The sequence below is a fragment of the Glaciecola sp. 1036 genome, assembly GCF_050306235.1.
Lineage (GTDB): Bacteria > Pseudomonadota > Gammaproteobacteria > Enterobacterales > Alteromonadaceae > Glaciecola.
Window position 1 is genome coordinate 238,210 of the sequence record NZ_JBLWFH010000001.1, and the last position, 12,539, is coordinate 250,748.

Here is a 12,539-nt window from a genome sequence, read left to right on the forward strand (position 1 = left end):
TTTGGTCTAAGAATTATTTACTAAAATTAACAATTAGCAAAACTAGAGCAATAAATCCAAGGCTCGCACTTAAGCTTGTAATATAACCTAAAGTTTTTGAGGCAACCCAACCGCTAGCGCCTAAACTCGCGAAGAACAATCCACTTCCTAGGATCATAGCGATAGAAGGATATTTATTTAGGTCTTTTAGGGTTTCTCCACCGCCAATATCTGCTGTGCTACGAAAAATATCTGCCGCCATAAAAGACCACATTAAGGCTGCACATACTAGTATTACTGAACTACAAATGGCTAAAGCAATGGTGATTTTTGCGGCATTGTCTAAGACGTTTTCATCTTTACTACCTGCACCCAACGCAAGTAAAGCTGACGCTGCAGTAAAAGCTAGACCGCCAATCAAGGCACTCACTGTTGCTAGTTGTTGATAAGCGTGAGCATAAAGTTCCAATGTTAGCCTCTAATCATCCTGTTGATTGACTCAGTATAAGCAGTGCGATTAGAAAAGGTAAAGTGGAAAACTTTTCGAATTTGCAGTTTTTAGAATCCAACTCCCTACTTGTATAGAAATATTTACAATTGCACCTATTCATTACAGTATCTAATATCTAGCATAATATTATTTTGATTGTGACAATTTGCCATCATGTAGCACTATAGACGATGTAAACAAGACTAACTAAGGACTGTGAATGATAAGCGTTTTTGATATGTTTAAGGTGGGAATAGGCCCTTCAAGCTCTCATACTGTTGGACCAATGCGGGCAGCCGAGGCATTTTGCCATCTACTAACATCAAACGGCTTATTTGAACAAACCACCCATATCACTACTGAATTATTTGGTTCCTTAGGACAAACAGGTAAAGGTCATGGCACTGGCAAAGCTGTAATTTTAGGATTATTAGGTTTTACGCCAGAAAATGTCCCTGTATCTGAAGTGGATACCATGCTTGCTGTTATACAGAAATCTGAACGACTAAACTTATTACAATTAAAAGAAATCGCGTTTCCAAACGAAGGGGCCATTGTATTTCATCGACGAAAAACCTTGCCCAAACATGCCAACGGCATGACATTTTACGCTTATAACTCAGACAAATTGTTGCTGGAAACAACTTATTATTCGATTGGTGGTGGGTTCATTGTTGAAGATAGTGATTTCGAACAGCAGAAAAAAGAAAATATTGCGCAACAGCAACTAGACGCCCCCTATCCTTTTTCCACTGCAGCAGAGTTAATTGCACAGTGCAATGATAACAATTTTAGAATCAGTACACTGATGCTAAAAAATGAGACAGCTTTTCAACAAGAAAAAATCATCCGCGACAACTTGTTACATATTTGGCAAGTCATGCAGGACTGCATTGAAAATGGCATTAACACTGAAGGCGTTCTTCCTGGTGGTTTAAAAGTGCATAGAAGAGCCCCAGCTTTATTCCAACGACTGCAGAACGAGCGCAACACAGATCCCATGCAAGTGATGGATTGGGTAAATCTTTATGCATTGGCAGTAAATGAAGAAAACGCAGCTGGCGGCCGCGTGGTAACAGCGCCGACAAATGGCGCTGCCGGCATCATTCCAGCGGTTATGATGTATTTTCATAAATTTGTTCGTCCATTGGACAATGACAGTGCTTGTCGTTTCTTACTCACCGCCGCCGCAATTGCTATTTTATACAAAAAAAATGCCTCTATCAGTGGCGCAGAAGTGGGTTGTCAGGGCGAAGTTGGAGTCGCTTGTTCAATGGCAGCAGGTGCTCTAACAGAAATTCTAGGGGGGAATATTTCAGCAGTGGAAAACGCTGCTGAAATTGGTATGGAACATAATTTAGGCCTTACCTGTGATCCCGTAGGTGGACTGGTACAAGTGCCATGCATTGAGCGCAACGCCATGGGTGCAATTAAGGCAATAAATGCCTCTAGACTTGCGCTTCGAGGTGATGGCAAACACAAAGTGTCTTTAGACAAGGTGATTAAAACCATGCGAGACACTGGTAATGATATGAAAAGTAAATATAAAGAGACCGCACGAGGCGGCCTTGCTGTCAATATTATTGAATGTTAAAAATGTTTATTTTACAGGTAAGGTTAGCCCTTTAAACATTCTCTCAACTTCATCATTATTCTTTTGCATCATGGCTTTCTCGACCACATCCTTGGTCAAGTGTGGTGCAAAACGTTCAATGAAATCATACATATAGTTGCGTAAGAATGATCCCTTTCTAAACCCTATTTTTGTAGTGCTGTAATCAAATAAGTGGCTGGCATCAATTTTTACTAAGTCAGAATCCAATCGTTCGTCCACTGCCATTGAAGCAATAACCCCGACTCCTACACCTAATCTGACATAGGTTTTAATCACATCTGCGTCGGTGGCCGTAAAAACGATTTTTGGCTCTAGACCTGATTGTGAAAATGCACGATCTAATTCAGAGCGTCCAGTGAAACCGAATACATAAGTAACCAGAGAATATTTCGCTAAGTCTTGAATAGAAATAGAGGCTTTTTTGGCCAGCGGATGCGCCTTGTTTACTATAACCGAACGATTCCAATGGTAACAAGGTAGCATCACCAGGTCGTTATACAGATGCAAAGACTCTGTGGCGATCGCAAAATCTGCTTCGCCTTTTGCTGCCAAGTCACTAATTTGTGAAGGTGTGCCCTGATGCATATGTAAAGATACGCGCGGGAATTTTGTCATGAACCCTTGAATTACATCCGGTAATGCATATCGCGCTTGAGTATGCGTAGTGGCAATATTCAACTTTCCCTGATCAGGTAAAGTATGTTCTCTGGCCACTGATTTGATACTTTCGACTTTCGCCAAAATCTCTCGAGAAATGTGAATAACTTCTTTGCCAGCTTCTGTAACATGTGTCAGATGTTTACCACTGCGACCAAAAATTTGAATACCCAATTCATCTTCCAACATACGCACTTGTTTGCTGATGCCGGGTTGTGATGTAAAAAGGTTTTCTGCTGTTGCCGAAACATTCAAATTATTGTTAAGTACTTCAACGATATAGCGTAATTGTTGTAGCTTCATGCAACCCCTTGATTGTTAAATTCCTTGCTGGCGAAGTTTGGAACGATTTAAACTAATCGTTCGAGTATTTCAGCCGATAATTTAATATAGGCGTATATTCCAAATAATATCTAATTTAGACATAAAATACATAAAAAATTGTCTTATTATTTGATTATTATTAAATTTCAATAAGTTAACTAAAACTGGCAACCTAATATGTTAGATGTAGACATGAGTCAAAACGCAAAAAGCGAGGAAAAAGTAGAGTTTTCTTCGGTGATGGCAGTTGCTATTCACGACATGAAAAATAGCCTTAGTTTGCTCATGCAGTCTATAGAACAATTAGCTGACCACCTTCCAAGCGAATCTAATTATGCCCGTGAACGACTGAACTCTGTTCACTATGAAGCCAACAGAATGAACACAACCTTAGTACAAGTATTAAGTTTGTATAGAGCTTCCATAGATGCCCTGCCTATCAATGTTGATGAAGTTTATGTGTCCGATTTAATTGAAGAAGTTGTCGATTCAAATGCGGTATACATTAAAGACCGAGCAATTACCGTGGAGTCAGAGGTAGATGAGGACCTATCTTGGTTTTTTGACCGCGACCTGATTTATTTGTTGATTTATGACGTCCTAATCAATGCTATTCGCTATGGCGGAACAGCCGTCCAGATCAAAGCTTGGGTTGAGGATGAACAGTTACAATTTCAAGTGTCAGACAATGGTCCAGGATATCCGAGTTCAATGCTAGAAATTTCTGAAAGCGAGTTGAGTCAACACAGCATCAGCGAAGGACGCACGGGTTTAGGTCTGTTCTTTGCGCGCTTAATCGCCCAAACCCATAAAAACAAAGGAAAGCAAGGTAAAATCCTGTTATCTAATGGTGCCAATGGTGGAAGCAACTTTAAACTGGTTTTACCTTAGGTTGTAGTAAAGGGAAAAAAATGAGTTATACAATCATCATTATATTAATTGCGGCAATTATAGTAGCGGGTATCGCTGCTACTGCTGTGCAACAACATAATGAAAGAAAAGAAAGAATCAAACGAGAAGAAATAACTCGACATAAGAACATTTTAGATGAAACTGAATCTGCGATAGCCGTTGCACAACAAATTCCAGTTTCTCAACGACTAGTATTAATCTTAAGAACACGCTCCATAAAAGCGTTAAAAGCTATATATGAACAATCACCTTCCCCTGAAATAAAACAAAAAATCGCTCAAATTGCAGCAGCAATAAAAGGCACAGAAGTGTCTAATGAAGGACCGGATTTAAATGCGTTTAACCTTCCTAGTGCCGATAAATCGATTATTAAATATATCCAAGCTGTTAAAAAATTACGTGGTATTTTGAAAGTTGAAGTGACGCGAGGAAACATAAGTCAGAATATTTATCAGGTAGAAGACAAGTTTTTAGAAAAGTTGCAATTAAGAGTCAATGTTGAAACTCTAAATAAACGAGCCAATGAGGCTGTAGCAAGCTCTATGCAAGGTTCTGCTCGTCAATATTTAGACAAAGCGCTACGCGCCCTCACCTCTCATCAACCTCAAGATGAGTATTCTCAGCAACGTGCAAAAGAATTAAAGGAAACCCTCGACGGATTGGAATCCAGCGTTAAAGATCGTAACTTGCAACAAGTGATGGAAAAGAAAAAGCAAGAAAGTCAGGATCTGGACCAATTATTTGCGCCAAAGAAAAAATGGTAACCTTGGAAGTTTCATACAATAGGTTAACCTTACCCCATCATATACTTGAGCATGTTCGTGGCTGCCGCTGAAATAGGTTTCCTAGAAGCACTAATAACGCCAACCGCTTTGGATAGACTGGCTTCATTTAACTTTATCCCCACCAGCGATTTTCGTTGCATTTGAGACAGACAAAGTTGCGGCACTATAGCAAATGCATGTTCACTGTCTTGAGTTGCAAAATTAAGCAGTTGTCCTAAAGTCCCCAATTGATAAGCTTCAACCAAAATTTTTGGTTCAAATCCCAAGGATTCAAACACTTTATCAATCCAGTATCTCACACTAGACCCTTTGTTCATCGACACCATGGGATAGTCAATTAGCTGCTCCATCGTCAGACTTTTTAGATTCGCTAATGGATGGCTAGGCTTCATTACTACAATAAACGAATCTTGCATGATGGGCTGAAAATCAAGGTTTGTTAAATTCTCTGGTTCAAACACGAACCCAAGTTCAGCTCGGCCTTCTAAGACGCTTTTGATCACTTCTTCCATGACAACATCTAAAACTCGAATACGAACGCCTGGATGATATTGATGATAACGATTTAATAACTTCGGCAAGATACTCTCAGCAAATGATGGCATGGCAGCGACTACCAGATGACCATGTTGCAAAGAAAATTGTGCTTTTACATCTGCTATAGCATTCTCCCAATCGCCAATTAACCTTTTTGCAATAGGTAAAAAAGCCTGCCCTTCAGGAGTTAGCTCGACTTTCCTTGTGCTTCTTGAGAGCAGTTGTCCGCCAAGTACAGATTCCATATTCTTTATTGAAGTCGACAAGGCTGGCTGCGATAAATACAACCGTTCTGCCGCTTCTGCAAAGGTGGAATATTGCGCAACGGTTACAAAGGCAAGCAAATTTTTATAGGAGACCGACATAGCTTTATTAATAAATTATTTTTATTAATATCAATATTAAATTAATTTTACAAAACTAATCAAGTAATGAATACTTTGCATATGTTAATAAAACGTTAGGAGCTTTCTATGTCGGGTTTCGACAAAGTCGTAAATACATATGCCGAAGCGATGCAAGGCCTTGAAAATAATATGACAGTAATTGCCGGTGGTTTTGGATTGTGTGGGATTCCAGAAGGTCTAATTGCTGAAATCAAACGCATGGGAACCAAAGGGTTGACAGTTGTTTCAAATAACTGTGGTGTTGATGGTTTCGGGTTAGGATTATTATTGGAAGACAAGCAAATTAAGAAGATGATATCTTCTTATGTAGGCGAAAATGCGTTGTTTGAAAAACAGCTGTTAAATGGCGAGCTTGAAGTTGAACTAACGCCACAGGGTACGTTAGCAGAAAAAATGCGCGCTGGCGGTGCTGGTATTCCTGCTTTTTATACTGCAACTGGTTACGGTACGCCTGTAGGTGAAGGAAAAGAAGTCAAAGAATTCGCGGGGCGTCCCTATATTTTAGAAGAAAGCATCGTTGGCGATTTTGCCATCGTAAAAGCGTGGAAAGCAGACCGTTACGGTAATTGTATGTTCAGACACACAGCGATGAACTTCAACCCTATGGCGGCAACAGCTGGAAAAATCACTGTTGTAGAAGTTGAAGAAATTGTTGAGCCTGGCACATTAGAGCCAAGTCAAATTCATACCCCAGGCATTTATGTTGATAGAATTATCAAAGGTAGCTTTGAAAAACGTATCGAACGTAAAGTATTGGCAAAGGAGGCAAAATAATGGCGTTGACTAGAGATCAAATCGCAATGCGTGTTGCTCAAGAATTTAAAGACGGCAACTATGTGAATCTAGGTATAGGCATTCCTACCCTCGCAGCGAACTATGTCCCTAACGACATTAGCGTTATGCTTCAATCTGAAAATGGCTTGCTTGGAATGGGGCCGTATCCTACTGAAGATCAAGTGGATGCTGACATGATCAACGCAGGGAAAGAAACCGTTACTGCAATTACTGGCGCGTCTATTTTTAGCTCAGCTGAAAGCTTTGCTATGATCCGCGGTGGTCATGTTGATATTACAGTATTAGGCGCATTTGAAGTTGACTGTAATGGCAATATCGCCTCTTGGATGATTCCAGGTAAATTAGTCAAAGGCATGGGCGGAGCTATGGACTTAGTAGCCGGCGCTAAAAATATTATAGTAACCATGACCCACGCTGATAAGCATGGCAATTCAAAATTGTTGTCAGAATGCACTCTCCCCCTTACAGGTGTTAACTGTATCACGTCTATTATTACTGACTTAGCTGTATTAGAAGTAGCGGATGGTGCTTTCCATTTGAAAGAAAGAGCTCCGGGCGTGTCAGTAGAAGAAATTGTACAGAAAACTGCTGGTAAATTAGTCGTCGACGGTGAAATTCCTGAAATGAACGTATAGTTTACCTTTAGCTAATCTTTAGCACAGGTTATAATGGCGCTTAAAAGTATTACTTAGAGCGCCATTTTTGTTATTTACCGATCTTAATCTAGACTATAAGCTGCTTAAATCTTTGGATTTACAAGGGTTTTCAACATTAACCCCAGTCCAAGAAACCGCAATTACAAAAGCCATTCAAGGCCATGATCTCATGGTGGCTTCTAAAACAGGATCAGGTAAAACACTGGCGTTTTTAGTGCCGGTAATTAATCGACTATTAACCCAAAAAGCGCTAAGTAAACAAGACCCTCGCGCTTTGATTTTGGCGCCTACCAGAGAATTGGCTAAACAAGTTTTTGGTGTGGCCAAAAAGCTCATTCAATCAACAAAGCTAAATGCCAGCTTGGTAGTCGGCGGTGAAAACTTTAACACTCAAGCCAAACAACTCAGACGAAATCCTCATATTATTGTGGCAACCGCGGGCAGAATGGCAGACCATTTAGAGGCTAAACATCTATTTCTTAACGGCCTAGAATTATTAGTGTTGGACGAAGCAGATAGAATGCTGGAATTGGGTTTTCATCAGCAATTAAAGTTAATCAACGAACAGGCTAATCATAGAAAACGTCAAACGATGATGTTTTCAGCAACTATGGACTCAGCCGATATTAGTCAATTGACCTTTATTTTATTAAAAGATCCCCAGCGTATTGAAGTTGACCAAGCAAGTACGCCTCATGTGGATATTAGCCTGTCTTTTTATTTTGCTGATCATGTAGAACATAAAGATAAGTTGCTTTTGGCGCTTAGCCAATTAGAAGGTAGAGCCCAAGCATTAGTCTTTACCGCTACCAGAGAAGATACCCTTCGTTTAAGTGAACTGCTCAACGAACATGGCCATGAAAGTGCTTATCTGCACGGAGAAATGCTACAAAATCAACGTAATGCAGTGCTAGCAGACTTTATCAATAACAAGAAAAATATTCTTGTTACTACCGATTTAGCCTCTAGAGGCTTAGACATTAGAAACGTAAGTTTAGTGATTAACTACGACCTTCCAAAACTGGTTGATGAATACATTCACCGCATAGGTAGAACCGGTCGTGCCGGTGACACTGGCTCGGCCATTTCATTAGTCGGTAAAAAAGATTGGTGGAGTTTATGCGCTATTGAAGAACGTTTAGGCCAATCTTTTACATTTTCCACAGTAGAAGGTTTAAAAGCTAAATTTAAAGGGTTTACCACCAAACCTAACAGCAAATCTAAGAATAAACCCCAGAAAGCTATAATAAAAAAAACCATTTCCCTAGCTCAAAACAAACCAAAAAAGAAGAATGCGAAACGGGAAACCCCGATGCAAGATGTCGGACATATACCCATTAAAAAGCGCTAAAAGAGTTTAGTGGCGACTTGATCAGATTAGAGGTCTTTAGCCATTATATCTTTATAATTAAATGAGGGAGCATATGAAAAACAACAAACTTAAACTAATAGTGAGAATTTTGTTATTAACAGGGACAGTTATCTCGCTTTTTTATGTGCCTTGGATATTGGTAAAAGCCTGGATTTCACCTCTACCCGAAACTGTACAAGCTCAAGTTGAAGACGCTATTGACTATGGTTTTGACGGGATCATTCTTTATGTTGATCAAGCAGGAAAGCCTCCCGCATTTTACACCGCTGGTTTTGACGACCGAAACAAAAAAACACCCGTAAATCCCCACTCGTTATTTAAGATTGCCAGTATAAGTAAACTCTACGTAGCCGTTTCTATTGCCAAACTGGCCCATGGGAAACAGCTTTCCTTGGATGATACTGTGGCTGATCATTTTCCAGAATATGTGGGCAAAATTAAATTTGCGGACCAAATAAGCGTAAGAATGTTGGTACAACATCGCAGCGGTATTCCTAATTTTACCAACAACCCTGCTTACTGGGAAAATGAACAAGAGAATGGCAATAATGCGCTAGAATTTGCTGTAGCATTGCCTGTAAGCTTTGAACCTGATCAAGGATACGAGTATTCCAATACCAACTATTTATTGCTACGCCAAATTATTGAAAAGGTAACGGGTGATAGCCATCATCAATATATAAAAGATAATATATTGAGTCCGCTGCATTTAAAAAACACCTATTTCACTATAAACGAAGTGAATCTCGATGACGTAATGAGTGGCTATTATGTAGGCATAGAAGAAGATTTCAAAGCCAACGAAAACGGCATGCTAGCAACAGCACAAGATGTCGGTATTTTTTTACGCGCGCTAAACGATGGTTCAGTATTTGAACCGGGTGAGCAAGAAATCTATTCTTCTATTTACGTTTATGAACATGGTGGTTTAGTCCCTGGCTACCAAAGTCTAGCTGAATACCATAAAGACATTGATACCGTCGTTGTTCAGTTCACCAACACCACTAACTTTGATGGTTATAATTGGAATTTATCTGAAATTAACATCAATCGCATTGTAAAAATTCTTAAACAAAAAAAGGCACAATAAGGCCTAGAAAAACCTCATAAAAAAACCTCACAACCTATATAGGTGCGAGGCTTTTATAAATCTAAGAATAAGAAAGGTATTTTATTACCTTAGTATTCCCACCAACACTCTTGCCACCAATGTAAGAACTCTTCGAAATCGATGTAACCGTCGCCGTTTTCATCAATTAAGTTAAAGCCCTCTTCAACGTGACTTGCTTTGGTTTTAGGTGACAAAATAGTCAATAAATCTATAAATTCACTTAGTTCGATTTGACCGTTTTGGTCACGATCAAAAAAGTCAAAATCCTTTCTGATTGACGCAATTTCTTCTTCGGTCATTTTGTTGGCTGTAGACTCGCTCATCAACTCAACTCCAGTTGGTTACCAATGGTCGTAGTGTAAACTGATAAGCGAGGCAGTGTCCATTAAAAACTAAGGAAACTTTAGTCCTGTTGGTTTTTCTCAAGGGCTCTTTGGCGTTGCGCTTGTGCTTTCTGAAGACGTTTTTGCTCCATAATTTCACGCGCTTCAGTGCCCACATGCTCTTGTTGACGTGCTTTGGCTAACCGCACTTGTTTTTCTCTTTCTCTAAAGCGTGCTAATTGCTCGTCAGTATGGGTGCCATAGCATTTTGGACAAGTAACGCCAGCTTCATAAAACTCACTTTGCTTATCTTCATCTGTGATTGGCAATCGACAGCCATAACACTGATCATAATCGCTCTTTTCAAGATCATGGTTGACCGCTACGCGATTATCAAACACAAAGCAGTCGCCTTCCCACAAAGAGTCTTGTTTAGGTACATCTTCTAAATATTGAAGTATGCCGCCTTCTAAATGGTAAACCTCTTCAAACCCTTGAGATTTCATATAAGCGGTAGATTTTTCGCATCGAATACCGCCAGTACAAAACATCGCCACTTTCTTATGCTTAGCCGGATCCATGTTTTGCGCAACATATTCAGGAAATTCACGAAAAGAGTCAGTATGTGGATTTACTGCGTGCTTGAAAGTACCGATTTCAATTTCGTAGTCATTGCGTGTATCCACAACAAAAACCTCAGGATCAGATATAAGCGCATTCCAGTCCTTAGGTTTCACATAAGTACCAACCACTTGTAAAGGATCAATTCCTTCAACACCCATAGTGACGATTTCTTTTTTCAATTTCACCTTAGTGCGGTAAAAAGGCTGTTCATCATGCCAAGAAAATTTGTGAGAAATAGGCGAAATTCTGTCATCTTCGTTCAAATAAGCTAACAAAGCATTGATGTCTTCTTGCGAGCCTGACACAGTGCCGTTAATGCCCTCTTTGGCCAATAACAGTGTGCCTTTGATATTATGGGATTCCATAAATTCACGCAGCGGAGCGCGTATTTGCTTATAATCTTCGAGCGCGACAAATTTGTACATCGCGCATACTAAATATTTATTCATGTTTTTCCTTTGCTTGTTGGAACGTAAAACCAATGCAAAATTGCGGCGCGTAATCTACCACAAAAATTGTGGATATTCGAGGACTTGTCGATGTTACGAGTAAAAAAGTAGCTACTCGCACCATAACTCCAAAATAAATTTTAACCCCAGGGGTTACGTTGAATGCCTTTGTAATCAGCTATATGATGTACTTAATAAATAACTTGGTTTTAAAAATTTGACGATATTTACATTATATGTTGCTACTACACTAATCTTTAGTGCAAGTGCATTCGCTTTGGAAACTTACCTCGAAGAATACAAGGGTCAAGATTACTCCTCTTCCCAATCAAATGAATCGAGCAGTAATTTAACTGCTAGATGTCAGGTGGCCAGTGAATATTTTAGAAATCAAAGTTCCCAATCTAAAATAGAAAATATTGTAGAATCTTTAGTAATTGAAAGATTAAAGAATAAAAAAACGTTAACCGAAGAAAATAGCATACTTCTTAACGACTACGGCTTTCAATTAGAACAAAGCCGCGAACCATCAGGTGTCGGCTTTAACCTTATTAGTAACGATAAAGGACATCCAATTGTAGCCATTATTGGCAGAGGTGATACTAAGCTTGTTTTTGATCTTGAATTAAAGGAAAACATGCTTGATTCTGGCAATACTTACTTGGTTAATTTATTTCTCGACCGAAATGCCTCTAAAATACAAGGAATTAGAATTGATAATGCAATGCCTAACGGCATAGTAAATGACGTCAGCAATACGACACCAGAAGACAATTTATGCTTAAGGGAAATTCTAAAGAAGGTTGCTGATGAAGCTCCGTGGGGGCGCTATATTGGAGAAGGTCTAAGTGATTCTAATTTTCTAACAAATCAAGCAGATGATGGTTTTAACGATTACTGTATTCGATCGGTCAGTTCAAGAACTTGTTCCAATGCTAAGCAAGGTCAGACATGCACAAATACTCTGTATCATTTTCCGGAAAGATGCCTTTAGTCAGGCAGGCTTTCTAGAATATCGTAAAGCATTGTTGGTTGCTCTAGAGTGGTTGAATCATCAAATTCATCAGCGTCTTTATTTAACCTTCGCTGAGCGTAGTGAGAAAGGTTGTTAATTACCTTTTGTGGTAGATGATTCGGATCATCCTGTTGAGACAAGGGTGTAGACCAAATTGCGTTTAACAACCTTGCATCATCCAGACGCCCCTGATGTATAGCTTTATTAATTATATTAAATTGCGTGTAACTTTTTGAATCTGCAACTAAAGTATATTGAGTATGTTTTTCTATATTAAGGTGTGTAGACGCAATATCCACACCCTCATCGGTTGTAATATGATCAGTAGTGAGAGCGTCTGATAAGATGCACTTAAATAGGTTGAGTGTTGCAGTACCATGTTGAGAAGATTGTGCAAGATGTGCATTAACCTGCACTTGCACATTTCTATACTCTTCAATATTTAAGAATTCAGACATTTTGATCTTTGTTACCAATTGATGAATATA

Annotated in this window: 14 protein-coding genes; 8 read left to right on the forward strand and 6 right to left on the reverse strand. The window is 39.3% G+C overall.

Annotation, left to right across the window (positions count from 1 at the left end; genetic code table 11):
• Positions 1–13: 13 nt before the first annotated feature.
• Positions 14–448, reverse strand: a complete 435-nt coding sequence (locus ACNKW3_RS01125; RefSeq protein ID WP_427397443.1) for a hypothetical protein — start codon at positions 446–448, stop codon at positions 14–16.
• Positions 449–689: 241 nt separating this feature from the next.
• On the opposite strand from ACNKW3_RS01125, the gene ACNKW3_RS01130 reads away from it, so the two are divergent.
• The gene (locus tag ACNKW3_RS01130) at positions 690–2,063 is read left to right on the forward strand and encodes an L-serine ammonia-lyase (RefSeq protein WP_427397444.1); all 1,374 of its coding nucleotides are present in this window, start codon (positions 690–692) and stop codon (positions 2,061–2,063) included.
• A 6-nt stretch (positions 2,064–2,069) separates the two neighbouring features.
• Here ACNKW3_RS01130 and cysB read toward each other — a convergent pair whose 3' ends face one another.
• A complete protein-coding gene (gene cysB / locus ACNKW3_RS01135) occupies positions 2,070–3,044 on the reverse strand; it encodes an HTH-type transcriptional regulator CysB (protein WP_427397445.1) in 975 nt (324 codons plus the stop codon).
• 198 nt (positions 3,045–3,242) lie between these two features.
• On the opposite strand from cysB, the gene ACNKW3_RS01140 reads away from it, so the two are divergent.
• Both ACNKW3_RS01140 and ACNKW3_RS01145 read left to right on the forward strand, forming a co-directional pair.
• Positions 3,243–3,956, forward strand: a complete 714-nt coding sequence (locus ACNKW3_RS01140) for a sensor histidine kinase (RefSeq protein ID WP_427397446.1) — start codon at positions 3,243–3,245, stop codon at positions 3,954–3,956.
• 20 nt (positions 3,957–3,976) lie between these two features.
• Positions 3,977–4,741 (forward strand): hypothetical protein, encoded by a 765-nt coding sequence (locus tag ACNKW3_RS01145; protein ID WP_427397447.1) that lies wholly within the window; start codon positions 3,977–3,979, stop codon positions 4,739–4,741.
• A gap of 29 nt (positions 4,742–4,770) precedes the next feature.
• Here ACNKW3_RS01145 and ACNKW3_RS01150 read toward each other — a convergent pair whose 3' ends face one another.
• Entirely contained in the window at positions 4,771–5,643 is an 873-nt protein-coding gene (locus tag ACNKW3_RS01150) for a LysR substrate-binding domain-containing protein (protein WP_427397448.1), read from the reverse strand.
• Positions 5,644–5,772: 129 nt separating this feature from the next.
• Here ACNKW3_RS01150 and ACNKW3_RS01155 point away from each other — a divergent pair, with 129 nt between their 5' ends.
• The 4 genes from ACNKW3_RS01155 (at position 5,773) to ACNKW3_RS01170 (ending at position 9,619) form a co-directional block, all read left to right on the forward strand.
• Positions 5,773–6,480: a CoA transferase subunit A gene (locus ACNKW3_RS01155; protein WP_427397449.1), complete on the forward strand. Its 708-nt coding sequence runs from the start codon at positions 5,773–5,775 to the stop codon at positions 6,478–6,480.
• Complete coding sequence (locus tag ACNKW3_RS01160; RefSeq protein ID WP_427397450.1) at positions 6,480–7,136, forward strand: CoA transferase subunit B; 657 nt, start codon at positions 6,480–6,482, stop codon at positions 7,134–7,136. Before ACNKW3_RS01155 ends, ACNKW3_RS01160 begins: the two co-directional genes overlap by 1 nt.
• Positions 7,137–7,203: 67 nt before the next feature.
• Positions 7,204–8,508: a DEAD/DEAH box helicase gene (locus tag ACNKW3_RS01165; RefSeq protein WP_427397451.1), complete on the forward strand. Its 1,305-nt coding sequence runs from the start codon at positions 7,204–7,206 to the stop codon at positions 8,506–8,508.
• A gap of 73 nt (positions 8,509–8,581) precedes the next feature.
• Entirely contained in the window at positions 8,582–9,619 is a 1,038-nt protein-coding gene (locus ACNKW3_RS01170; RefSeq protein ID WP_427397452.1) for a serine hydrolase domain-containing protein, read from the forward strand.
• An 89-nt stretch (positions 9,620–9,708) separates the two neighbouring features.
• On the opposite strand, the gene ACNKW3_RS01175 is transcribed toward ACNKW3_RS01170, so the two are convergent.
• Both ACNKW3_RS01175 and ACNKW3_RS01180 read right to left on the reverse strand, forming a co-directional pair.
• The gene (locus ACNKW3_RS01175) at positions 9,709–9,963 is read right to left on the reverse strand and encodes an EF-hand domain-containing protein (protein WP_427397453.1); all 255 of its coding nucleotides are present in this window, start codon (positions 9,961–9,963) and stop codon (positions 9,709–9,711) included.
• 80 nt (positions 9,964–10,043) lie between these two features.
• Positions 10,044–11,036, reverse strand: coding sequence for a rhodanese-related sulfurtransferase (locus tag ACNKW3_RS01180; RefSeq protein WP_427397454.1), 993 nt, complete (start codon positions 11,034–11,036; stop codon positions 10,044–10,046).
• Positions 11,037–11,253: 217 nt separating this feature from the next.
• Between ACNKW3_RS01180 and ACNKW3_RS01185 the strand changes: the two genes are divergently transcribed.
• Positions 11,254–12,030, forward strand: coding sequence for a hypothetical protein (locus ACNKW3_RS01185; protein ID WP_427397455.1), 777 nt, complete (start codon positions 11,254–11,256; stop codon positions 12,028–12,030).
• On the opposite strand, the gene ACNKW3_RS01190 is transcribed toward ACNKW3_RS01185, so the two are convergent.
• A complete protein-coding gene (locus tag ACNKW3_RS01190; RefSeq protein WP_427397456.1) occupies positions 12,027–12,509 on the reverse strand; it encodes a VC2046/SO_2500 family protein in 483 nt (160 codons plus the stop codon). The two genes, ACNKW3_RS01185 and ACNKW3_RS01190, sit on opposite strands and share 4 nt — an antisense overlap.
• Positions 12,510–12,539: the final 30 nt, after the last annotated feature.

Coding starts and splice junctions, on each gene's coding strand:
- ACNKW3_RS01130 (WP_427397444.1), top strand. CDS start 690: ATGATAAGCGTTTTTGATATGTTTAAGGTGGGAATAGGCCCTTCAAGC.
- cysB (WP_427397445.1), bottom strand. CDS start 3,044: ATGAAGCTACAACAATTACGCTATATCGTTGAAGTACTTAACAATAAT.
- ACNKW3_RS01140 (WP_427397446.1), top strand. CDS start 3,243: ATGTTAGATGTAGACATGAGTCAAAACGCAAAAAGCGAGGAAAAAGTA.
- ACNKW3_RS01145 (WP_427397447.1), top strand. CDS start 3,977: ATGAGTTATACAATCATCATTATATTAATTGCGGCAATTATAGTAGCG.
- ACNKW3_RS01155 (WP_427397449.1), top strand. CDS start 5,773: ATGTCGGGTTTCGACAAAGTCGTAAATACATATGCCGAAGCGATGCAA.
- ACNKW3_RS01160 (WP_427397450.1), top strand. CDS start 6,480: ATGGCGTTGACTAGAGATCAAATCGCAATGCGTGTTGCTCAAGAATTT.
- ACNKW3_RS01170 (WP_427397452.1), top strand. CDS start 8,582: ATGAAAAACAACAAACTTAAACTAATAGTGAGAATTTTGTTATTAACA.
- ACNKW3_RS01175 (WP_427397453.1), bottom strand. CDS start 9,963: ATGAGCGAGTCTACAGCCAACAAAATGACCGAAGAAGAAATTGCGTCA.
- ACNKW3_RS01180 (WP_427397454.1), bottom strand. CDS start 11,036: ATGAATAAATATTTAGTATGCGCGATGTACAAATTTGTCGCGCTCGAA.
- ACNKW3_RS01190 (WP_427397456.1), bottom strand. CDS start 12,509: ATGTCTGAATTCTTAAATATTGAAGAGTATAGAAATGTGCAAGTGCAG.